23 protein-coding genes are annotated in these 23,206 nt (G+C 39.5%); 14 read left to right on the top strand and 9 right to left on the bottom strand.

What is annotated here, in order from left to right; all coding sequences use genetic code 11:
• Positions 1–2: 2 nt before the first annotated feature.
• A complete protein-coding gene (locus tag SanaruYs_RS04975) occupies positions 3–2,330 on the bottom strand; it encodes a transglycosylase domain-containing protein (RefSeq protein WP_127121434.1) in 2,328 nt (775 codons plus the stop codon).
• Complete coding sequence (gene porW / locus SanaruYs_RS04970) at positions 2,281–4,860, bottom strand: type IX secretion system periplasmic lipoprotein PorW/SprE (protein WP_160118585.1); 2,580 nt, start codon at positions 4,858–4,860, stop codon at positions 2,281–2,283. Before porW ends, SanaruYs_RS04975 begins: the two co-directional genes overlap by 50 nt.
• Positions 4,861–4,953: 93 nt before the next feature.
• Here porW and SanaruYs_RS04965 point away from each other — a divergent pair, with 93 nt between their 5' ends.
• The 11 genes from SanaruYs_RS04965 (at position 4,954) to SanaruYs_RS04915 (ending at position 12,624) form a co-directional block, all read left to right on the top strand.
• Positions 4,954–5,817, top strand: a complete 864-nt coding sequence (locus tag SanaruYs_RS04965) for a M23 family metallopeptidase (protein ID WP_246011846.1) — start codon at positions 4,954–4,956, stop codon at positions 5,815–5,817.
• 25 nt (positions 5,818–5,842) lie between these two features.
• Positions 5,843–6,262: a bactofilin family protein gene (locus SanaruYs_RS04960; protein ID WP_127121432.1), complete on the top strand. Its 420-nt coding sequence runs from the start codon at positions 5,843–5,845 to the stop codon at positions 6,260–6,262.
• Positions 6,231–6,446 carry an AtpZ/AtpI family protein gene (locus tag SanaruYs_RS04955; RefSeq protein ID WP_127121431.1) on the top strand — a complete coding sequence of 72 codons (216 nt, stop codon included), beginning with the start codon at positions 6,231–6,233 and terminating at the stop codon, positions 6,444–6,446. Before SanaruYs_RS04960 ends, SanaruYs_RS04955 begins: the two co-directional genes overlap by 32 nt.
• 1 nt (position 6,447) lies before the next feature.
• Positions 6,448–6,801, top strand: coding sequence for a hypothetical protein (locus SanaruYs_RS04950; protein WP_127121430.1), 354 nt, complete (start codon positions 6,448–6,450; stop codon positions 6,799–6,801).
• Between the two features lie 87 nt (positions 6,802–6,888).
• Entirely contained in the window at positions 6,889–7,926 is a 1,038-nt protein-coding gene (atpB, locus tag SanaruYs_RS04945) for a F0F1 ATP synthase subunit A (protein ID WP_127121429.1), read from the top strand.
• A gap of 34 nt (positions 7,927–7,960) precedes the next feature.
• Positions 7,961–8,206, top strand: a complete 246-nt coding sequence (gene atpE / locus SanaruYs_RS04940) for an ATP synthase F0 subunit C (RefSeq protein ID WP_127121428.1) — start codon at positions 7,961–7,963, stop codon at positions 8,204–8,206.
• A gap of 63 nt (positions 8,207–8,269) precedes the next feature.
• Complete coding sequence (atpF, locus tag SanaruYs_RS04935) at positions 8,270–8,764, top strand: F0F1 ATP synthase subunit B (protein ID WP_127121427.1); 495 nt, start codon at positions 8,270–8,272, stop codon at positions 8,762–8,764.
• A gap of 4 nt (positions 8,765–8,768) precedes the next feature.
• Positions 8,769–9,329 carry an ATP synthase F1 subunit delta gene (atpH, locus tag SanaruYs_RS04930; RefSeq protein WP_127121426.1) on the top strand — a complete coding sequence of 187 codons (561 nt, stop codon included), beginning with the start codon at positions 8,769–8,771 and terminating at the stop codon, positions 9,327–9,329.
• Positions 9,330–9,409: 80 nt separating this feature from the next.
• Positions 9,410–10,984: a F0F1 ATP synthase subunit alpha gene (atpA, locus tag SanaruYs_RS04925; RefSeq protein ID WP_127121425.1), complete on the top strand. Its 1,575-nt coding sequence runs from the start codon at positions 9,410–9,412 to the stop codon at positions 10,982–10,984.
• 81 nt (positions 10,985–11,065) lie between these two features.
• Positions 11,066–11,953, top strand: coding sequence for an ATP synthase F1 subunit gamma (atpG, locus tag SanaruYs_RS04920; protein WP_127121424.1), 888 nt, complete (start codon positions 11,066–11,068; stop codon positions 11,951–11,953).
• 95 nt (positions 11,954–12,048) lie between these two features.
• Positions 12,049–12,624 (top strand): hypothetical protein, encoded by a 576-nt coding sequence (locus tag SanaruYs_RS04915; RefSeq protein WP_127121423.1) that lies wholly within the window; start codon positions 12,049–12,051, stop codon positions 12,622–12,624.
• A 35-nt stretch (positions 12,625–12,659) separates the two neighbouring features.
• On the opposite strand, the gene SanaruYs_RS04910 is transcribed toward SanaruYs_RS04915, so the two are convergent.
• A complete protein-coding gene (locus SanaruYs_RS04910; protein ID WP_127121422.1) occupies positions 12,660–13,259 on the bottom strand; it encodes a GNAT family N-acetyltransferase in 600 nt (199 codons plus the stop codon).
• Positions 13,260–13,626: 367 nt separating this feature from the next.
• On the opposite strand from SanaruYs_RS04910, the gene SanaruYs_RS04905 reads away from it, so the two are divergent.
• Positions 13,627–13,914: a TIGR03643 family protein gene (locus SanaruYs_RS04905; RefSeq protein WP_127121421.1), complete on the top strand. Its 288-nt coding sequence runs from the start codon at positions 13,627–13,629 to the stop codon at positions 13,912–13,914.
• 40 nt (positions 13,915–13,954) lie between these two features.
• Here the strand turns inward: SanaruYs_RS04905 and SanaruYs_RS04900 are convergent, their stop codons facing one another.
• Together SanaruYs_RS04900 and SanaruYs_RS04895 are read right to left on the bottom strand one after the other, a co-directional pair.
• A complete protein-coding gene (locus SanaruYs_RS04900; protein WP_127121420.1) occupies positions 13,955–16,468 on the bottom strand; it encodes a M14 metallopeptidase family protein in 2,514 nt (837 codons plus the stop codon).
• 40 nt (positions 16,469–16,508) lie between these two features.
• Complete coding sequence (locus SanaruYs_RS04895) at positions 16,509–17,036, bottom strand: DinB family protein (RefSeq protein ID WP_160118584.1); 528 nt, start codon at positions 17,034–17,036, stop codon at positions 16,509–16,511.
• A gap of 95 nt (positions 17,037–17,131) precedes the next feature.
• Here SanaruYs_RS04895 and SanaruYs_RS04890 point away from each other — a divergent pair, with 95 nt between their 5' ends.
• Positions 17,132–17,761: a hypothetical protein gene (locus tag SanaruYs_RS04890; RefSeq protein ID WP_127121418.1), complete on the top strand. Its 630-nt coding sequence runs from the start codon at positions 17,132–17,134 to the stop codon at positions 17,759–17,761.
• Here the strand turns inward: SanaruYs_RS04890 and SanaruYs_RS04885 are convergent.
• Both SanaruYs_RS04885 and SanaruYs_RS04880 read right to left on the bottom strand, forming a co-directional pair.
• Entirely contained in the window at positions 17,758–19,485 is a 1,728-nt protein-coding gene (locus SanaruYs_RS04885; RefSeq protein ID WP_218022374.1) for a hypothetical protein, read from the bottom strand. The two genes, SanaruYs_RS04890 and SanaruYs_RS04885, sit on opposite strands and share 4 nt — an antisense overlap.
• Before the next feature lie 109 nt (positions 19,486–19,594).
• The gene (locus tag SanaruYs_RS04880) at positions 19,595–20,047 is read right to left on the bottom strand and encodes a hypothetical protein (protein ID WP_127121417.1); all 453 of its coding nucleotides are present in this window, start codon (positions 20,045–20,047) and stop codon (positions 19,595–19,597) included.
• A gap of 52 nt (positions 20,048–20,099) precedes the next feature.
• On the opposite strand from SanaruYs_RS04880, the gene SanaruYs_RS04875 reads away from it, so the two are divergent.
• On the top strand, positions 20,100–20,702 hold the full coding sequence (locus SanaruYs_RS04875; RefSeq protein ID WP_127121416.1) for a 2OG-Fe(II) oxygenase: 603 nt from the start codon (positions 20,100–20,102) through the stop codon (positions 20,700–20,702).
• 52 nt (positions 20,703–20,754) lie between these two features.
• Here the strand turns inward: SanaruYs_RS04875 and SanaruYs_RS04870 are convergent, their stop codons facing one another.
• Both SanaruYs_RS04870 and SanaruYs_RS04865 read right to left on the bottom strand, forming a co-directional pair.
• Positions 20,755–21,981 (bottom strand): Glu/Leu/Phe/Val dehydrogenase dimerization domain-containing protein, encoded by a 1,227-nt coding sequence (locus SanaruYs_RS04870; protein ID WP_127121415.1) that lies wholly within the window; start codon positions 21,979–21,981, stop codon positions 20,755–20,757.
• Positions 21,982–22,108: 127 nt separating this feature from the next.
• The gene (locus tag SanaruYs_RS04865) at positions 22,109–23,206 is read right to left on the bottom strand and encodes an anhydro-N-acetylmuramic acid kinase (RefSeq protein WP_127121414.1); all 1,098 of its coding nucleotides are present in this window, start codon (positions 23,204–23,206) and stop codon (positions 22,109–22,111) included.

The following is a 23,206-nucleotide window of genomic DNA, read 5'->3' as shown; positions in this document are numbered from 1 at the left end:
TGTTAACGAATATCATCTTGAGACCAGCTTTCTGTATTCTCAGGATCTTCAACCACTTCGTATTGTTCACAATCCAACGTAATGTCTATACCCGAGTCAGGCGTTTTGAATTTCCCTTTTTTATAAGGAAGTGATGCATCTGCATAAACCTTCATCATAAAGTTAGACCAGATAGGTCTTGCAGTTTTACCACCCGAACCACTTGACCATGAGCGATAGTGAATGCTGCGCTCGTCTCCACCTACCCATGAACCTGATACTAAATCTTTCGAGATACCCATATACCAACCATCAGAGGCATTGTCGGTTGTACCGGTTTTACCACCAATCTCGTTATCAATCTTAAGCTCTCTTGGCAAACCTCTTGAAGTACCACCTTCTTCTTGAATACCGCCTTGCAACATGTAAACCATTTTATAGGCAGTTTGCTCGTTCATTGCTTGGCGTGTTTTTGGTGTAAAAGCTTCAATAACATTTCCGTGCTTGTCTTCAATACGTGTTATATAGTAGGGGATTGTATAAATTCCCTGATTTACAAACGCTGAATAAGCACCAACTAATTCATAAAGTGAAACATCATTAACACCCAGACATAAAGAGGGTACAGCTTCTAATGGGCTTGTTATGCCAGTACGTTTAGCGAAGTCAACAACATTTACAGGATCTACTTTTTGAATAAGTTGTGCAGAGATTGAGTTAATTGAGCGTGCCATTGCTTGACGCAAGGTGTAACGTGTGCCATCACCATAACCACCTTCAGCATTCAATGGTCTCCAGGTTCCACTCGGCAAATCGAAACTCGGAGAAATATCGGGCAGACGTTGACATGGTGTGTAACCTGTTTCAATAGCTGTTCCATAAACGAATGCTTTAAAAGTTGATCCCGGTTGGCGTCTGCCTTGTTTTACGTGATCGTACTTAAAGTATTTGTGATCAATGCCACCAACCCATGCTTTAATGGCGCCTGTATGTGCATCCATTGACATGAAGCCAGCTTGTAAAAACCTTTTATAATGGTTAAGCGAATCCATTGAGCTAAACAAAGTATCTCTTTCTCCATTCCATGAAAAAACACGCATAGGTTTTTTAAGCTTCAGCATTATTTTTAAGGAGTCAGAGTTTTCACCATAACGTGCCACCAGACTTTTATAAGTTTCGGTTTGTTTAATCCGTGAATCGAGAAAACCTTTGATAGGTGCATAGTTATCATCTATCCACGGATCCCTGCCTTCCCAGCTTTGTGCAAAATCTTTTTGCAGATAAGTCATGTGTTCTCTCATCGACTCTTCGGCATAGCGCTGCATGCGGCTGTCAATGGTTGTATAAATTTTTAAACCTGAATCCCATAAGTCATAACCATTCTCTTTGCACCAACGCATCAGATCATTTTGTATAACTGTACGGAAGTAAGGGGCTAGTCCTTCATTTTGATTTTGCACCTTATAAGTTAATTCTATTGGAAGTTCTTTTATAGAATCGTATTCTTCTCTTGTTTTGATGTAGCCATATCTGAAAAGCTTGGCCAATACTTCATTCCTTTTCTTAAATGAATTCTCCGGATTTGAAACAGGATTAAAACGTGTTACTGCTTGGAGCATTCCAACAAGCACTGCAGACTCTTGTATGTTTAAACTATCTGGAGATTTATTGAAATAGGTTTCTGCCGCCACCTTAATACCATAGGTGTTATTTCCAAACGTGGTTGTATTTAAATACATGGCCAGAATTTCTTCTTTGGTAAAATTGCGTTCCAGATAAACAGAAATAATCCACTCTTTAGTTTTTTGAATTACCCTTCGTGGATACTTTCCTAATTTTGAAAAAGTACCATCCAGACCCATATCTGGATTCTGTGTATATAAATTTTTTGCGAGTTGTTGTGTGATTGTACTTCCACCACCCTTCGGATTAAGGGTAAGTATTCCCGACAAAACACGGAGGTAGGCTACAAAGTCCATACCGCTGTGTTGGTAAAAGCGATGATCTTCTGATAGAATCAGTGTGTTTACTAGCTCGGGAGATAAATCATGATAGCTAGCCTGGCTTCTATTGTAGCGGAAATATCGGCCTAGAGAAGTACCATCTGCTGAGATGATTTCTGAAGAAAGATCGTTTTCAGGGTTTTCAATAGCTTTAAGACTAGGCATACCTCCAAAAAGTCCGAATAAGTCGATACTTACGGAATAGATGTAGATAGGGAATCCTATCATAGCAGCCAGGAACAATATCCAAAACCATGTAAATAGTTTTTTCAACCAGCTTTTTTCAAGAAGCAGGAAGCTATTGATTTTCTGTTTGATAGTTTTGCTTATAGAAGATGAGGTACTCATTTAGTGCCTGGGTTCGCTTTAGTGTGTCAAGATTTTCTTCTGAGATAACAAAATTATTGAAATTATAATTTTTAAGTGCATTCATTGCGGCTAACTTCTCATTAAACAAATTGATATACGCTTTTGCCGCTAAACGGTCTGAAATGCCAGATATCATGAATATAAATTTGTCTTCAGTGAGCTTAGTATTGCTCATGCTAAAGTTTTGCTGTGTATAATGCTGTTTATTGAAAGCCTGTAATGCATTTTGTAATGCATCTGAAAGACCTTCTTGTTTATTGAAGGCAATAACAAAAACATGCTGTCCCAGTAGTTCAGTTTCGTATTTTATTGCGGTAGTTGTTGATTCTGAAATCAACTTTTTTTCTGCAGCTTCTAAAAGCTTCTTAGCATAAGCATACAGTTGGTGCTCCGGGTAGATTTCAGTAAAAGTCTGCAGTTTTTGTTTGTAGGTTTCAACACCTTCCGTTTTAGCACTAACAAGGGCTTCCAACAATTCAAGATTGGGAGTGAAGGTGCTTAGTCCAAGCATTTTTGCATTTTGAAGGATTACATTGGCAGAATCGTAAACGTCACCTGTGTAGTAATTGTAGGCAACAGCATATAAAGCTTTTTGTCTCACAGCCACTTTACCAGCTTCTGTAAGGTAATCAGGGTTTAACAAGATTTTGGTCCATGATGATTCGGGAAAATCGCTTTTGAGAATATTCGCAAAGGCATTAGCTCCATCTGGATTACTTTCTTTATTCAGTATATATAATCGATAAAGTACTTCGGCTCTGTAATCTGTTTCTGGAAACCGTTTCAATAAGGTGTTATATGTTTCAATAGCATTGGCTGGTTCCTCAAGTTTAAGCGAATAGATATCGCCTAGCATATAGTAAGCCTCTTCAATCATCTTTAATGACGCTTCTTTTTTCTCATCTGTATCTAAGAGTTGTTCTTTAATTTTTACAAGAGCTGTTTCAATGTTGCTTGCCTGGCTATTGGTTGATTCGTTTGCATTGTTGTTTGATTGAGGGGCCTCTACATCATTGATAGATGCTTGAGGTCTGGCGGTGGCCCGTTGCGAAATTCTCCAGTTATCTTCTAACGCAATATTACCCCACACGCGTGCAAATTCAGTTTGTCCAAGTGCAACTGCGGTGGCATTTGCAAAATACCAAGTGCTGTTTTCATTACCGGCATCGTTAGGATCTGTAGCAAAAATTGATGTGGGTGCTTGTTCGATATTAATTCTATTAGATTTTTTCTTTTTCTTCCCCTCTAACTCAGGCTTCATGCTGGCTTTTACTGCTGCCTCAACTTGCAAGCGTAGTGCGGCAGTGTCCATTTGAGAGAGGACGAGTAAGCTATCCTGCCAACGTATTGTGGTAAGGTGCTGAACAAATTCGTTCAAAATTTCTTGTCGCTTTTTTATACTGGCAATACCTTCATAATCCACAGGTAGTGTTTTAACAGCACTATCATAATAGGCTTGCGACAATTCGTACTTTTTTTTGTCGTAGTTCATTTCACCCAAACGCAGGTAGGCTTCTCCATCAACTCTTTTGTTGTTGCCAATTCTAATAGCTTGATTTAAATATTCTACACCCTGCTCAATGTTGCCACGCTTTCGCTCAAAGAGCCCCATTTCATAATAAATTTTGTCTTTGAAGTCTCTGTTCTTACTATCCTTCAGCAAACGCTTAAAAGATTTTCGGGCTGTAGAAATATCTCTACTTCTGGAGATTTCAGTTACTTGGGCTGAGTAGAGACGAGCATAAAAATCCACCTCATATTCAGGGTGAGTACCCAAACATTTTCTATAATAATTGTAGGCTTGTGCTTCAAAGCCAAGTTTCTGATACACCTGGCCAATAATGAAATAAATTCTTCCTGGTCTGTCTGATTTCTTTTGAAGTAAGGGAGCAGCCTGAGTAAGGTTAAACACCATTTTATCTAAATCATTTTGGGTTTGTGCCAGGTATGCGCGTTCTAAAAACAACTGCTTTTTATTCTCAGTGTTAAGCTCTTCTTTTTGTAGAAAATCAGCTGCAGCTTTTGCATTATTGTATTCGCCATGTTCAGTAAAAGTTCTGATTAGATTTATGATGGCCTGGTGGCGTGCATCTTTATCCTTACTGTTAGTGTTAACAAATTTGAAAGTTTGAATGGCATTACCCCAATCTAGTGCGTAGAGTCTTGCTTTACCTACTAGTATATAACTGTCGTCAACCCACTTACTATTTTTATGGTATTGAATGGCGAGAGAGGCCATCTTCACAACCTCTTTCAATTCTTTGTCGTATGATGCAGATTGAGTAGAGTCGAGTTTTGGGTATAAACGCAAAATCCGATTATAATCGTCAGTCATGCTTTTGGCATAACCCAGCTCCACCTTTGTCATTTCTTCTTCAGCATAGAAATAGCCATTGTAATGTGAAGCCAGGTTGTGAAAGGCTTTACTGGTTACAGTATTTCTTTCGGCAGAACAGCCAGACAGGAGTAATCCAATAGCGATGCAAAGTGAGGCTATATTAATCTTCACAAGAAGTCGTTTATTGGTTACAAAACGCATTGGCCGAAGAGATGAGTATGTTAATAAGCAGGAATAACTAATTTTGTCAAAAAATTGAGCATAGTGAAAGCACGTAAAACCCTATCTAACCGCCTGGCCACACGTTATCAGCTAATTCTTCGCAATGAGGAAAACTTTGCTGAGCGTCATGCCATAGGGATAACGGGCTCTAAAGTTATTCTTTTTTCAGTCATACTTTTTGTGCTATTGTTGGCACTATGCCTTTTTCTTAGCAAAACAATTCTAGCTAAGTGGTTCGATCCTGAATTTGCTCAGGCACAGGCCAACCGTGAGTTGGTTTCCCTTGCAATGAGAGTAGATTCACTTGCCTTAGAGGTGGATAGAAAAGATCAATTCATTGCTAATTTTCAACGCGTATTGAGCGGTGATACTAGTACTTTTAACGACCCGGCTGAAGCGCTTCGAAATGAAAATAAACCTTTGGTGAGGCCCTCGACCCTCGCAATAAGTTCGACAGATTCGAGTTTTAGAAGAAATTTTGAGCAATCGGAATTATCATTAATAACCAACACGGCAGTTAAATACCAGGAACTACAATCCATGTTTTTCTTCACTCCGATTGACGGGTTTATTTCAGATAAGTACGATGCTAAAAAAGCCCATTTGGGTGTAGATATAGTAGCCAAAGTGAACGAACCTGTTAAAAATGTAGCTGATGGGATGGTGATCTTTTCGTCATGGACGCAAGACAGCGGGCATGTTATTATGCTGCAGCACAAAGGCAACCTGATCTCGGTTTATAAGCACAATTCTCATCTATATAAAAAAGTTGGTACATTTGTTAATGCTGGTGAAATCATCGCTATCGTTGGCAATAGCGGTGAGTTGACAAACGGTCCGCACCTGCACTTTGAATTATGGTACAACGGAAACTCCCTTAACCCGGAGGATTTCGTTACTTTTTAAACTAACAAACCCTATTTGCAAAGCCATGCTAAACACTAAAGAACAAAAACGCGCAGCTGAAGAACTAAGCAGTTCCAGTAACACTATCGGTAAGGGCACTTACCTGGAAGGTAATATTGAGACTTACGGAAACATCCGTATCGAGGGTAAGATAAAGGGTGACGTAAAGTCAAAATCTAAAGTAGCCTTGGGCAATCTTTCGCATGTGGAAGGCAATGTTATAGCACAAAATGCTGATATAGAGGGAGAGGTAAAAGGAAGATTGGAGATTTCAGAGGTCTTAGTGCTTAAAGCAACAGCCGTGATTAATGGCGATATCAGCACTGGAAAATTGATTGTTGAGCCTGGAGCGGTGTTTAATGGGACTTGTAAAATGGGCGCTACCATCAAGGAAATTAAGATAATGGCCGATAATGGGTTCAGCCAACAAGCCAAATCCATCTAACAGCTATTTAAAGTATAGCAACCTTGCCTTGCAGCTTTTGCTGGGTATTGGTTTGGCAGGCTGGTTAGGGTATACATTAGATCAATACTTATCCATCACTTTTCCGGCATTCATGCTCATCTTCGGCTTTTTGGCCTTTGGTGGTATGCTTTACCAAATTTACCGATCCCTAAATAAGGACTGAAGTGCTTAGATTTATCCTGCTTCTCGTTTTTATTACGGGCGCTGTACTCCTAGTGAGTACGTTTATGATTCCAGATACCTGGAAGCCTTCTTATTATTTGCAAACGACCTTACTACTGTCCATTAGTATTTGGGTGTCGGTAAGAAAACTGATGGCGATACAGGCTCCGGAAACTTTTACCACTATCTATTTGGTGAGCATAATCCTGCAACTTTTGGTCTGGTTGGGCTACCTGGCCTTTGTATTCTATGCAGACCAGGAAGGGATTAAGGCAAATGCTGTATATTTCCTCATTAACTGCCTGATTTTCATAACCATACAGGTATTATACCTCTTCCTGAAAAGGGGCAGATAAGCCCCTTACCAAATATTTTTCAAAACATTTTTTCAGCATGCTTTAATTCATACCTTTGCGGTCGTTTTTAACCCCCTTTAGGCCAAAATGAGCGTTTTTTTCGATAAAATAAAGGTGTTTTCGAAGCTTTTGCTGGTGGTGCTTTTCTTAGGCTTATCGCAGGCTTCTTTTGCTGCTGAATCGAACGATTCTACCAAGGCTTTTAATGCCAGCGAGGTTATTTTACACCACGTATTGGACGACCATATCTGGCATTTCTTCGATGGCCATTATGGCACATTATATCTACCTGTTATTGTTTATTCAGCCGAGCGTGGTTTGGAGTCTTTCTCATCACACAATTTTTATGATGAGCACCACAATATTGTTGAGTACAACGGCTACAAGCTAGATCATAATCATATTTACCTAGCAGATTCAGGAAAGTCGGTTTTAGATCTTTCTATTACCAAGAACGTAGCGATGCTGTTTATCAATGCTACCTTAATGATCTTGATTTTGTCTGCAGTAGCGCGTGGCTACAAGAAAAATGCAGGGAAGGCACCTAAAGGTATTCAGGCATTTATTGAGCCCATTATTGTATTTGTTCGTGACGAAGTAGTAAAGCCAAACATTGGTCCCAAATACGAGAAATATCTCCCTTATTTATTAACGCTTTTCTTCTTTATCCTTTTTGGTAACCTCTTAGGTTTATTGCCAGGTGCGGCTAACCTTACGGGGAACATTGCGGTAACGGCAGTGTTGGCGATAGGTACATTTGTGATCACCAATGTAAGCGGTAACAAAGGATATTGGGGGCATATTTTCTGGACACCTGGTGTGCCTCTTCCTTTAAGGTTGGTTATCCTGCCTGTTGAAATTCTGGGTATTATCACCAAGCCTATTTCATTGACTATACGTTTGTTTGTTGCGATTACTGCTGGGCACATAGTATTGTTAAGCTTAATTTGTTTGGCTTTCGTATTTGGCAGTGCATATGTTGGTATTGGTTCATCACTGATTGTGATGTTCATTAACTTAATTGAATTATTAGTGGCGGGTATTCAGGCGTATGTATTTACGCTCTTCTCGTCATTGTATATAGGAATGGCTGTTGCTGAGCACGCTCACGATGACCACCATTAAGAGTAGTTTTTGTTTCACTTTAAATAAATAGTTTATGTTGTTAGCACTTTTAGCAGACATGAGTCTTGCAATTATGGGCGCTGGAATCGGTGCTGGTCTTGTAGCAATTGGCGCAGGCCTTGGCATTGGTAAAATCGGTGCTGCTGCCATGGAGGGTATGGCTCGTCAGCCAGAAGCTTCTGGTAAAATTCAGGGAGCGATGCTTGTTATTGCAGCGCTTATTGAAGTAGCCGCTCTTTTCGGATTGGTTATTTGCCTGCTTATCTCATTCTTGAAGTAAAAAAAACGGAGTTCCGCACTTGGCGGAACTCGTTTTCTTTAACAACGTAACGATCGAAATCGTATGGAATTACTAACCCCCGGCTCTGGCCTGATCATTTGGCAAGCCATTATATTCTTCCCGCTAGTTGTATTGCTATATTTCTTAGCCTGGAAACCTATTCTTGCTTCATTAAAAGAACGTGAAACATCAATAACAGAAGCATTGAATACAGCAGAGCAAGCTCGTTTGGAGATTGCTACGCTAAAGTCTGATAACGAAAAGCTTTTAAAACTGGCACGTGAAGAGCGTGACAAAATGTTAAAAGATGCAAGAGATGCTGTTAACCGCATGAAAGATGAAGCAGCAGCCGATGCTAAAAAAACAGCAGATAGAATCATTGAAGATGCGCGTCAGGCCATTAACATTGAAAAGCAGGCAGCGATGAAGGATGTTCGTACGCAAGTGGCGATGTTCTCATTAGAAGTTGCTGAAAAGCTCATGAAGAAGAACCTTTCTAGTGATAAGGCACAGAAGGATCTTGTTGACGGTTATATTAAAGAACTAAAACTAAACTAAGCACATGGCCGAAACCCGTGTTGCCTCCAGATATGTAAAGTCGCTGCTTGGATTAGCAGTAGAGCAGAATGCCGTTGATGCAGTGCACAACGATATGTTGTTGTTTGCCAAAGTAGCTGACGAGAACCGTGCATTTGCGCTTATGCTCAAAAATCCGATCATCAGACACGAGAAGAAGCGAGATATTCTTGAAAAACTTTTTAAAGGAAAGGTTCATCCATTGACACTCGCTATTTTCGATATCATTACGCGTAAAAATCGTGAGGGTATACTCATTGATATCTCCAAGCAGTTTCATAATGCCTTTAATGTTTACAAGGGCATTGGCAAAGCTACTTTAACAACAGCTGTACCTATTGATGCATCGTTGCGTGCAGAGTTTGGCGAGATGGTGAAGAAGATAAGTGACAAAAAAGAAGTTGAGTTGATTGAAAAAGTAGATGCTGATATGATTGGTGGTTTCGTATTAAATGTTGGTGATCGCCAGATTGACGCCAGCATGAAAAACAAACTGAAGGCATTGAAAGTGAAGTTTAGCTACAACCCTTATATAAAAGAACTATAAACCTCACCACAATCCTTCCTCTGATGAGAAGGCTTGAAACAGAGAGACAATTTTGAATTTGAAATTTTGAATTAAGACATATGGCAGAGATAAGACCAGAAGAAGTATCAGCAATATTGCGTGAGCAACTTTCCAACTCACGCACTGAAGCACAACTTGAAGAAGTTGGTACTGTACTAACAGTTGGTGATGGTGTAGCTCGTATTTACGGCTTAACACAAGCACAAGCTGGTGAACTTTTAGTGTTTGACAATGGCTTGAAGGCCCTGGTATTGAACCTTGAAGAAGATAACGTAGGAGCGGTATTGTTGGGTGATTCTCAAGACATTCATGAAGGTGATACAGTAAAACGCACGAAGCAAATTGCCTCTGTAAAAGTAGGTGATGGCGTGCTTGGTCGTGTAGTAGATACATTAGGTAATCCTATTGATGGTAAAGGACCGCTTGCTGGAGAACTTTACGATATGCCACTAGAGCGTAAGGCTCCTGGTGTAATTTTCCGTCAGCCGGTAAATGAGCCACTTCAGACAGGTATCAAGGCGATTGATGCGATGATTCCTATCGGACGTGGTCAGCGTGAATTGATCATTGGTGACCGCCAGACAGGTAAGACTGCTGTAGCGATTGATACAATTATCAACCAAAAAGAATTTTACGAAAAAGGTCAGCCTGTTTATTGTATCTACGTAGCCGTAGGTCAGAAGGGTTCTACAGTAGCTTCTGTTGCTGCCGAACTTGAAAAGGCTGGTGCTCTTCCTTATACAGTTATTGTTTCGGCAACTGCTTCAGATCCTGCACCTATGCAGTTCTTTGCTCCTTTTACAGGTGCAGCCATTGGTGAGTTCTTCCGCGATACCGGTCGTCCTGCTTTGGTTATTTACGATGACTTGTCTAAGCAGGCAGTTTCTTATCGTGAAGTTTCTTTGCTATTGAGAAGACCTCCGGGACGTGAAGCTTACCCTGGTGATGTATTCTACCTACACTCTCGCTTATTGGAAAGAGCTGCGAAAATCATCAACAACGATGAGATCGCGAAAAATATGAATGACCTTCCGGCCTCTATCAAGCATTTGGTAAAAGGTGGTGGTTCATTAACTGCTCTTCCTATAATTGAAACACAAGCTGGTGACGTTTCAGCTTACATTCCTACCAACGTAATTTCAATTACTGATGGTCAGATCTTCCTTGAAACAAACCTTTTCAACTCTGGTATCCGTCCTGCGATTAACGTAGGTATCTCTGTATCACGTGTGGGTGGTTCGGCTCAGATTAAATCAATGAAGAAAGTAGCGGGTACTTTGAAACTTGATCAGGCACAGTTCCGCGAATTGGAAGCCTTTGCTAAGTTCGGTTCTGACCTTGATGCGGCTACTAAATTGACAATCGAGCGTGGTAGAAGAAATCAAGAGATATTAAAGCAAGATCAGTATGCACCTGTTTCTGTAGAGCAACAAGTGGCTATCATCACCGCTTCAACACGTGGCTTTATTGATAAAGTGCCTGTAAATAAAGTAAGACAGTTTGAAAAAGAATTTGCTGAGTTGATGAATGCAAGTCACCGTAACGTGCTTGACAATTTGCGCGCTGGTAAATTTGAAGATGCAGACGTGGCCATTATTAAGCAGGTAGCTACAGATTTAGCATCAAAATATTAATTTGAAAATTATTTCAGTTTGGTGATTTGAAGATGAATTCATTTTCAAATCATCAAATTTTCAAATCGACTAATTGAAGATATGGCTAACTTAAAGGAAGTAAAAGGACGAATCACCTCTGTGATTTCTACGCAGCAGATTACCAAGGCCATGAAAATGGTTGCGGCAGCCAAGTTGCGCAGGTCCCAGGATCGCATTACCCAAATGCGCCCCTTTGCCCAAAAGCTTTCTTCTATTCTTCAGAATCTTTCTTCAGCGCAAGGCGATAATTCAAGCGATGCTTGGTACAGCCAGGTTCGTGAAGAAAAAAAGGTTTTGATTGTTGCGATAAGCTCTGATCGTGGACTGTGTGGATCTTTTAACAGCAACATTTTTAAAGGTGTGTTGAGAGTGATTGCAGAAAAGTATCAGTCACAGTACGATAAAGGCAACGTTACTATTTTGCCTATTGGCAGAAAAGCTTTTGAATTTTTCGGAAAGCGTAAAGTAAACTTGGTAGGCGATTACTCAACTTTATTTTCTAACCTTACTTTTGAACAAGCTGCTAAAGCCGCTGAATTTCTAATGACTGAGTTTCAAGCTGGTCGTTATGATAAAATTGAAATAGTTTACAACGAATTTAAGAATGTAGCTACTCAAATTTTACGCACTGAGCAGTTCTTACCGGTTAAGCCACCGGCCCAAGAGGGAAAGAAAACGTCAGAGGTGGATTACATTTATCAACCAGATCGTGAAGAGATTATCACTGGCTTAATTCCTAAGTCATTGAAGGTGCAATTATTCAAAGGCTTGTTGGATTCTAACGCCTCAGAGAATGGTGCACGTATGACCGCGATGGACAAAGCAACAGAGAATGCCGGTGAGTTATTGAAAGAACTTAAACTGACTTATAACCGTACACGTCAGGCAGCTATTACCAAAGAGATTTTGGAAATCGTTGCTGGTGCAGAAGCTTTGAAATCAGCTTAATTAATAGTACAACAGGTATTTGAAGGCCCACCGTAATTGGTGGGCTTTTTGTTTTTATAACTTATTCTTAACTTTTATCATTATATAAAGCCATCATGAAAAAATTACTCCTCCTGTTGTGCGTGTCATGTTTATCTGTGACCTGCTTGGCTCAAAAATATTATCTGGGTGTTGGTATAGGTGTTAATCAACACAATGGTCTTTTGGGCCTTAGTGGTGATTTTAAATTAGATGATCAATACGGAGTAAGAGTAGGGGCAGGTATAGGCACCTGGGGGACAAAGGTGGGTCTGGGCTTTTTATTTAAACCAAATGCTGACGGTAAGTGGAGATTTGGTTTAGGATATAGTTCAGCCTCTGGCTTAAAGGATTTTGAAACTGAGTTTGAAGTTAATGGCGGTAATAGTCAGGTCGTGCTTATGGATCTTAATAGACAAGGGCTTTTTAACGTAACAGCTATACGAGAATTTTCATTCAGCAATGGGAATGCTTTTAATATTGAATTTGGTTATTCAACTAATATAAGTAGCTCAACTTTTTACACTATTAAGGACGGCTCTCAACTTGACCCTGTTAGTATCCAGGTATTGAGATTTCTCCGACCGGGAGGTATTGTATTTGGTTTAAGCTATTTGTTCAGGCTTAATAAAGATAAGTACGAAGAGCAGTAAAGTTATAGCTAGCTAAAAACTGATCGGTATTTTTTCTAATCAATATAGTAACGAACCATGGGCCTGCTTTTCGATGTTTGGTCAACGATTTTAAACCCAGCTCTTTCAAATGATTTAAATAAACCTATCCAGGCAAAGGCATCAGGAATGCTTTCTTGGGTTGGGATAGTTGGATAGGCTTCAATTATTTTAATGCCATTTTCCTTGGCATAGCCTATTACTCCTTTCAAAAGAGCAACAGAAACTCCTTGCCGTCTAAAGTCTTTTGCAATAAAGGTGCAAGGAATAGACCATACTTGTTTGCTATCAATGGGTTTATGAACTCTGGATTTTTGAAGTTTGATAAATTTTTCTCTTGGTGCAAATGCACTCCACGCAATAGGTAAATCTTTATAGAAACCAATAAGCCCTATGGGCTGGTTATCCCAAACAAGTTGCTTCATTGCATCTTTGTTCCCATCATTCGATTTCCCTTCGTCAAAATCCGCTTTACTTAATCGGAATGACATACACCAACAATTACCACAGGCCCCCTTCACTCCAAAAAGTTCAACAAATTTACTCCAATTTGCTTTAGTTAATGGCTCGAATCTGAGGCTGTTTAGTAAATCATTTCTACTATTTATTTTTGTCATGGCTATATTGAAGCTTTAATGAATCTATGCTGTTAGTAATCAGTCAAATTGCATTGATTAATTACTTGATCTCTGCATCAGTGCTAACAAATTTGGAATGAAAAATATTAATTCTTCCAAAGTATTGAAAGTAACCAATATGTTGTATAGGGCAGATATATAAATATTGTGGTTCATATTCTTTTCTGAACATAACTCTGCATTGGTCATTTTCAGCTTAGGATAACAATATTTTGCACCACTTACATTTTGTTATGCTGTTTAAACATTTGCTCATTTAATTTATAATGGGGGATTTTTCAATTAAGAAATCTTAAATAAACAGCAATAAAACTCAACCAATTCTTTGTTTTACTGTTGTAATAATATGCTTTCAACAGAAGAAACAGATCGTATTATTGAAATGGCCTGGGAGGATCGTACACCATTTGACGCGATTAAAATTCAGTTCGGTTTAAGCGAACGCCAAGTAATTGAATTGATGCGCAATAACCTTCAGCGCAAAAGTTGGGAACGCTGGCGTACTCGCGTTCAGGGGCGTAAGACAAAGCACGTTGCGCAAAGGGTAGAAGAAGTCGATCGTTTTAAATGCACAAGACAAAGGGTAATATCCTCAAACAGAATAGCCAAGCGAGTTAATAAAAAAAGCCTGTAAATAGATATTCACAGGCTTTCGAATTTATATTAAAAGAAGCCTAAAGAACCATAAATACTGCATTGCCGAATACAAACTTACCTTGCTCCCAGAAACACCGGAATAGAGGATTGTCCACGAAATAAACAATGTTACCTCTGCCTTTTTGCTGTACACCAAATGATAGTGTGTTGTCCATTTTTTTATTGGCCTTGTAACCAGCAAAACCCTGAACTGGTTTGGCATTACCTTTTAAAACGCCAACATTCCAAGCGTCTTCCATAAAGTCGTAGCGAATGGTATTGGTTTTCAAAGTGAAGTAATGGTTACCCAACCCAAAGGCTAATGGATGCGAGTTGTCTACGGCTATTTTATAAATAGCACCTGAGATGTTTTCAGAAATATTTTTTCTTTCGGCATCTTCATAGCGAATCAATCCGTCTTTTTTCTTCCATTCTTCATCTAGTTTTTCAATTGCTTTCTTAGCCTCGTCATTTTTATAATGTTTCAGACTAAATCCTTTTTTATCCGAGAATGATTCAAGTGCATCACCAATCACAATAAGTTTGCCGCCTGCGCTTACCCATGTGTTGATGCGCTCAAGTTGTGCATCATCAAAAATATCATAGTAACCTTCCGGCACAATTAACACGTTGTACTGATCGAGGTCAGTTCGTTTTAGTTGGTTAGTTCTGATTTGTGTTAGTGGATAGTGAAGCTGTTGTTCAAAATAATGCCATACTTCTCCGGCAGATAGAGATGAACTACCATCGCCCATCAACATTGCCACTTTTGGCGTTTCTAAATAAGCAACTTCTGAGGAACCAAAGTCTTTGCCCTTATCAACAAAGCCTGTAGTACTTGTGTATAGTGTTCTCTTGTAGTTTGTAGCAAGGGTTTGAACTACTTTATCAAAATCGATTATCCCTTCGTTGTTAGTCTTAGTAACAATTATAGTTCCTGCATTAAAGGCATTACCATTTACAGTAAAGGCTTGCTGAGCAATGCGGACTCTGAAATTACGTTTAAGCAGTTCACTCAAAAACTCAGCATCTTTAACAGATTCATATTTAAAAATGTAAGCGTAGGCGTTGGTAATGGCTGGAGCATCTGTTTTTTTCTTTTCGTAAGCTTTTCCTGCATTAAGGCGTTCCGTTAAAGCGTATCCTTTTAAGTTGTAGGCATAAAACAAATTCCACGCAGTAATGTCATAAGTGACAGAATCAGACAGTTTTGATTGTGGTTCGAAAACGGTGGTGATAAAACGTGACTTCGGTTGAAAAGTATTTACAACAATGTCCTCAGCATTAAGTGTAAAAGTGCCTTGTGTTTGTGTTTGGTAATCGAAACCTTTACCTGCTTTTGAACTTCCCACAAATCCATAGTTAATGGCATGCTTATCCATCCAGCTGGTTAACTCTTCAATTTTATCAGTATTGTTATCAGCTTTAATCACATAGCTTTTATAAGTACCGAAAGGATTGCTTAGGTTTTCTTTGAAATACTTTTCAAACTCATCTACAAGTTTGATGGCGTTTTTAGAGGCAACTTCAACAGTGCTCATTCCAGTGGTGTGGTGATGTAGTAAGCGCTGTTCTAAAGTAAGCGGCACGCCTTCTCTGGTCATAATACTCACGCCACGCTGGCCGCCTTGCTCGTATGTCATGCCGATGGCACCGTTATAGGTTGGATAAGTATCTCCATAACTTGGATAGAGTAAATCAAAGTTTTCTTTAGTAAAAAACAACCAACTCTTTTCGTCAAAGTATTTAGCATTATTCTTACCAATGGTTGTCTGGAATTCGCGTTGCCAGTTTGTGATCACTGCATGAAAAGGCTCTGCAGCCGGAGCAAAGTAGTAGGGGCTGTTAAAACCCTGTTCATGAAAATCAACATGGATATGCGGCATCCATTGGTTGTATGCTTTTAAGCGTGCCTGCGATTCTGTTTGTTGTAACCATGCCCAGTCTCTATTTAAATCGAAGAGGTAATGATTGGCTCTTCCCCTTGGCCATGGCTCATTATTTTCAGCGGCATCACTACTTGAATTCGGAATTACATTAATGTATTGATTGTTGAAGTTGGTGAAACGATCTCTACCATCAGGATTGATGCAGGGATCCATAATCACGACAGTGTTTTTTAAATATTCTTGCCCTCGTGTTGTGCTCACCAACTCATGCAAAGTTTTTAGTGCTGCCTCCATACCACTGGCTTCGTTGCCATGCACATTATAGCTCATCCAAACAATGGCAATTTTATTTGCAGATGGAGTGCCACTGGCTAAACCAGTGCGCTTTAGATTATCCATTCGGATATCTTCTAGCTTCGCAAAGTTTTCTTGAGAGGTAATTATTGTGTAAATAAGTGGCCTGTCCTCATACGTTTTTCCGTATTGCGTGATTTGCACATTGGAAAGTTGTGCATCCACATAGCGGAAATAATCAATCATTTCATGATGGCGTGTGTAGCGATCACCTAAGGTGTATCCTAAAAACTCATCTGGGCTTTTTACCGATTGGGCATAGGTTAATCCTATTATAAAAGTGAACAGGACGGTCAATAGTTTTTTCATGAAGGTAGGATGGTTGTAAGGTTGAATACTACTATTTGTTTTAGAATTTTAAGGCCTTTTTTATTTGAGGCTTGTGGTGATTGATGTGTTCGGCAAAGAATTGCAGTGCTTGTGGTAAACTTAATCGGCCAGCCATCGGATGCTTATACACTAGTTTATGTAAATGTCCATCAGGGACATTTTCAAGATGTGCTTTTAGCTCTAATCTCAATAAATTCCAATGGTTAACAAGTTGTTCTAAAGACATAGTTTCAGGTGTGTTTTCCACCACAACTTTTGGGGCCCTAAAACGAAATGGTAAACGCTGCGATATTTTAAGAACAGTTAAGACCATGGCTTGCCTTAAGTCTGCATTAGCCGTATCCTGAATGCCTAAAGATTTCTTTTTAATGTAGCCAAAAGATAATTTTTCCGAAGCGTAAAGATGGGTGAGTATCTGAAGCACAGACCACTTTCCGGGTGCGGGTGGTGCTGAGAGTTCCGTAGCAGACTTTGATAGTAAACTATTAAGAATTTCAGTCCTCTGCTCTTCAAGCTTATGAAAATGCTTTTCTAATTGAGAATTCACAATATTCGTATTTGTATAAAGATAAGTAAATACAACTATTATGGATAATAGTCTCTGGCAAAGAATTTGATTATAAAAACAGAATTAAGCCAACTATGAGTTTTAGAATATTAATAACTGCGTTCTCTCTTTTACTATTGGCGTGTACGACAGTAAAAGTTATTGTTAAAAAACCCAATTTTGAAAAAGTAGAGCGAGAGAAGGCTGTTGTTGTTTTCCCCCTGCAATCAATGACGGTTAGAGAGAATGAAAATTTCTTTGAAAATATTGTAAAGCCCAGCACAGCTGATAAAATTAGTGTCCATCATGAGCCATCTTTGGAATGGGAGTTGAAGCGATTAGGTGTAGTGTTAGAAGATACATCTACCTACACACGATTATTGGATGCAGGATTTGGATACCTTTTATTTTTCCAACTGACCTCTATACAAAACGCTGACTTGTGGGAACACTATAGAGAGATTGAGTTAGGGAATAAACACGATACATCTGTGCCGTACATAGTACCGGGGGCAGATATGAAATTAACAATACTCCTTCGGCTTTATAGTGTAAAGAGCAGGCAATTCATTTACGAAAATATTGCAAGAGCAAATAGATCTGCAACCAACATAGATGACAATAAAGGGGGTATTCATGTTGTCAATACAGGATCACTCTCGGTGCTTCACAAAAAGGCCATAAAAAAAGCACTTAATCGCATGTATGAAGATTGTGATCTTTAATACCTCCAACTTTTGGTATCCGCACCTTTTGGTGCGCTTTCTTGTATGCGTTTTAATATTTTAGGGAGATACATGCTGTTGTAGCGCAACCTTGAAACATAGTTAGGATTGACAGCATCGCCATTCCAGCAGTGTTCCGCCCTGTCGCCATAGGCTACTTCACCGGCATAAAAAGGATTGTTCGTCTTCTTTAAAAAATCCTCCATCAGATATACAGCATTATTTAGATAGTAGTTGTCCATATCTCCACAATAGATATGAATTTTCCCTTGCAGCTTTGGGCCAAGTGTTGACCAATCTCTTTCTAAAATATGGCGTAGATCATAATGCTCTTTCCAATAAGCAGCTACTTCTTTATTAATCTCACCACTTTCCTTATCAAAAATTCTTTTCGGATATCCATCTTCACCTTGTGGTGAATACACTGCTTCCCATATATCCCATTGCTGGCCGCTTCTCGATTTTGTTCCTAGTGCTAGTTCATAATAATTGCTTTCCTGCATGGTAGATTGTATTTGTCCGAGATAATTTCGGTGGGAGGATATAGGTACTTTTTTAAAGTCACTTTCATACCAGTAAGCATTTTTATCTTTGTAGATATCGACCAGACAATACGCGCGGAAATCTATGGGATCAGGGCAGGCAGCGAAGCAACCGTTAAATTCATCAGGATAAAACATCTGTACAGCAAGCGCCTCCCATCCACCGGTGGAACCGCCATAAGTAAAGCGAGCCCAACCCTCACCAATGCCGCGAAATTGTTTTTCAATCTCAGGAATTAATTCTTGCATAATGGCATCTCCGTAAGGGCCGAGGTTAGCCGAGTTTACAGAATAGGAGTCATCGTAGTAGGGATTAGCATGCTGAATTTCAATAATGAGAAAGCGTGGAAAATTTTTACTTGTCCACTGCTTATAAAAATTATAAGACTCCTGCGCTTGAAATTTTCTATAACCATAAATACCAAAGCGCGCACTGTAATCAGTAGTATCCATATCTGCCGGGGGTGGTGTCTCACTAAATCCACCGAAATCATCGGGGAAGTGACCGTGAAATACCATTAAAGGATAACGTGATTCCGGGTGTTCATCAAAGCCTTCAGGAAGTAAAACGTGTGCACCTAAAAACATTGGACGTCCCCAAAACTCAGTTAAGAGTTTACTTTGAATTTTAATATGCTTGATGTACTTGCTGTCTTTAGGTTCTTCAACAGCCGGAATGATTTGATCCAGTGTGATGGTCGTATGTTGTGTTTTAGTATTATCCAGGCTAACCTTAACTGGTTTACTGTAAAAATTACCTGGCTTTCTGTTCCACTGCTGCCCTTCGCCCTGATCGGGAGGCAGCTTTACAGTGTGTCCTGTTTTTAAATTGAAAGTTTCGTATCTATTGATGAGTGCCTGAACCACATAATCCCCAGTAGGTAAATCATTGATATTTCTAATAGGAAAGCCAAAAGCTTTTTCATCGATGATAATTTCGTCACCGGGTTTCATGCCCTCTACATCAATACCAAAAACAAGTTGCGTAGTTAAGCCATCGCTTATTTGAAAACGTGGCTCTGTTTTATCGTCTTTGGCAAGTAACAAAAGCAGACGACCATCTTGAACGTCTTTACTCAGTGAATCGGTAAAGGTGATACTAAAAGTATTTTTATTTTTTTGCTCCAGGTTACAGTTAAGCAGTAAAGTGCTTAACATAAACAGGTAGACGAACCTTTTCATATCTATTGGTTTATTGCTTAAGATAAGCAGCTGTTTTCTCAGTAACAATAAATCAATGATGAATGGCTTTGGGATAATTTAAGTTTCTCAAACTCTAGTAAATCTATAATCAGAATCTGATTCTGACTTCTTCTTCGTGGTCGACAGGGACAATGATGGGTAGGCCGTGATAACTGATGCGCACATGACCTTTGTAACGCACTTTTAAGCGTTTTGCTCCTAGCACGCTTAAGAGGGTATTCATTAGTCCTTGTTCTTTAAGATTTATTTTAACCATTAAAGGAACGCTGAACTCACCTCTGGCTGGCACTTTGATTTTCATCTTCTGTTTTACAATGGCAGCTTTTTTCCCTTCCACAAAAACATCAACATTAACGGCTTTAAGTTTTCCGCTTTTGTTATTGGGGTTGTAAAAAATGGCTTCCGTCCTTAACATCGGGTCATCGCTAACGTCAGCCACCACACTTTTAATCTGACGAAGCTCAACTGCCTCATAGTCTCCACAGGCGGTAAGCGTTATTATCAGAAAAAGGAAAAGAATAAAGTTAGTGCTGTTTTTCATGGATTTTAAGTGAAGTGCTTTAGTATAGACAGACATCGCGTAACTTTGTTACATGAACGAACTTTTTGATTCGGTAGCTGATGGTTTGGTCGACAAAAGTTATGCAATTATCGACAATTTCCTGACAACAGACGAAGTAGCTCAGATTCTAACCTTACCTCATTTTAATCAGCATGAACAATTGTTTAAAAAGGCAGGTATTGGTAAAAATGCTGACCTACAGATAAACGAAGCGATTAGGGGAGATTATATTTTGTGGCTGGATAAAAATACCGCACCGCCTGCCGCAATGGTTTACCTAAACAGACTTAATGAGTTAATACAACATCTTAATAGAAGTTTGTTTTTAAGCATGAAAGATTATGAAGTGCATATGACTGTTTATCCGGTAGGCACTTATTACAAAAGACATCTGGATCAATTTAAAAAAGACGACCACCGCAAACTTTCTGTTATCTGTTATTTGAATACTAATTGGAAGGAAGAAGAAGGCGGTCAACTCAGAATCTATACAGACCATGACTCATTTGATGTGTTGCCAGTAGCCGGAAGGTTGGTGTGTTTTCGCAGTGATGTTTTGGAACATGAGGTGTTACCCGCTACACGGCAGCGTTTAAGTTTGACAGGCTGGATTTTGGATCAACAAATCATGTAACTCATTTATCCCTTTAGATGTGAAACCAGAGAGCCAGATGTGTAACAAATGGTTATACCAACTGTCGCAAAGCAATCTCAAATGAATGCTGCGCAATATTAGTTTTGGCTGTACTCTTTTTGAAAGATTTCTCTAAGCCTTTTCTAATAGTCGCAGAGATGTCGTTGAAGATTGCATTATCTGTCATACTCACTTCACGTTCCATAAAGTAAGCAAACACACGCGCCATACCACAGTTAGCAATAAAGTCTGGAATAATTGATACTTGCTGATCTGCATGTAGCCCTGTTGAACCGAAAAATATTTCCGGATCAGCAAAAGGAACATTAGCTCCAGATGAAATCACTTCCAGCTTTGAAGCGATCATGCGATCTACCTGATCGCGTGTAACTAAGCGTGAAGCTGCAGCTGGAATAAAGATTTCAAATTCCTCATCCCATATTTTTGAATTGATTTCATCAAAAGATAAAAGCTTATCTGATATAATTCTGTTGCCTTTTCTATCGAGCACCAGTTTGTTTATTTCTTCCTGAGAGAAACCATTTTTATTAATCAACCCACCTTCGCGACTGATAATGCCAACAACTTTTACCCCCATCTTAGCTAAATAGAATCCTGCAGCTGCGCCTACATTTCCCCAACCTTGTACAACAGCACGCTTACCTTCCAGTTTGCCACCCCAGAGTTCGTAATAATGTTTTACAGCCTCGGCCACACCGTAACCTGTACACATATCCGCTATCGTGTATTTCTTCTCCAAATTGGGTACGAAGTCAGCATCTTCAATAACTTTAACCACACCTTGACGTAATTGCCCGATACGATTTACTTTCTGTGCTTCGCTTGGTTTGTAGTGGCCGGTAAATACACCCTCTTGTGGATGCCAGATACCTGAGTCTTCGGTGATAGGGATGACTTCATGAATCTCATCAACATTTAAATCACCACCTGTACCATAATAATATTTTAGCAGTGGCATTACTGCAGCGTACCAACGCTGTAAAACACCTAATTTGCGAGGATCAGCAGGGTCGAAGTTTATACCAGATTTGGCGCCACCAATAGGCGGACCAGACACAGTAAATTTTACTTCCATTGTTTTAGCTAACGATTCTACTTCACGTTTATCCAAACCGGCACGCATGCGAGTACCACCACCCGCAGCGCCACCTCTTAGTGAGTTAATGACAACCCAACCCACTGCTTCAGTTTCAGGATCTTTCCATTCGAAAACTATTTCAGGTCGCTTATTTTCAAATTTTTGAAGTAAATCTTTCATGAAGTAAAAAAATAAAATACAAATCTATTAAAAACCTGTCATCACACTACTTTCATTGGGCTGTGTCCTCACAGCCAATAAAGTATTTTTTATAAAATGTTTTATGAGAGAGTAGAGGGGTTTGTGTTTAGAATCCAGTCATCACCCCACTGCTGCTATTTTTTAATGCCCCCGTCACGGACTTAAGTACGTTTTCTTCTCCCCTTACCTTTAATACACCTAAAAAAGCAAAGACCAGTGCTTCCTTAAAATTTACAATTGGATCATCAGGTTTAATAAATCTTAGCTGATCGCCACCCAGCTCGACCAATCGGTAAAGTAAAAAGCTATTGTGCGCACCACCTCCGGTTATCAACACATTTTTTTCTTTTTCAGTACCGATAGCACTGATTATTTCTGCTGCCATGCTTTCAGTAACGGTGCGGAGTCTGTCTTTCAAATTAATTTTCTCGTTGTCGAGAAGTGGTTTTATTTGTTTTTCAAAAATTTCTCGGCTTAGTGAAGGCCTTGGCTTTCTTAATGTTGCGTACACCTTTGATAATGCTTTTAGTAAACCGACATGAACCTGACCATCAGAAGCCATGCCGCCATTTTTATCAAAAGCTTTATTGTTTTTTTGAGCCAGATAGTTTAGCGTCATATTGGTGTAGCAAATATCATAAGCAATACGCTTGCTCTTTTGCTCAGTAGAGAGGTTGGCAATACCCCCGAGATTGAGACAAACATCATAATCAGCGAAAAGCAACTGATCACCTATTGGTACTAAAGGCGCACCTTCGCCACCAAGCGCTACATCCATGGTTCTGAAATCCCAAATCGTTGGTAGATTACTAGCTTGATGTAAAGCATTTCCATTACCCAATTGAAAGGTGAAACCCTTTTGAGGTTGGTGAAAAATAGTATGGCCGTGTGAAGCAATGAAATCCACACCCTTGATTTTGTTCTTTGCAATAAAATTTGTGACCTCTTCACCAATCAGCCTACCATAGGCAGTATTCAAAATCAAAAGCTCTTCAGCTTTAACCTGATGTGCGCTTGATAATAACTTTTGCCAGTTCTTAGCATAACGAATGGTTTCCGCTATTTCAATGGAGAATGACCATTTACCTGTTTCATGCTTGTTAAAAACACAGAGGGCGATATCCAGCCCGTCCAGAGAGGTGCCTGACATAAGTCCAATTACTTTATACTTGGCGACAGAATCTTTACTTTTGATATTGCTCAT

It is taken from the genome of Chryseotalea sanaruensis (assembly GCF_003990915.1).
GTDB lineage: Bacteria > Bacteroidota > Bacteroidia > Cytophagales > Cyclobacteriaceae > Chryseotalea > Chryseotalea sanaruensis.
Note: the sequence above shows the minus strand (reverse complement) of the source record. Positions and strands in the feature narration are given on the sequence as shown.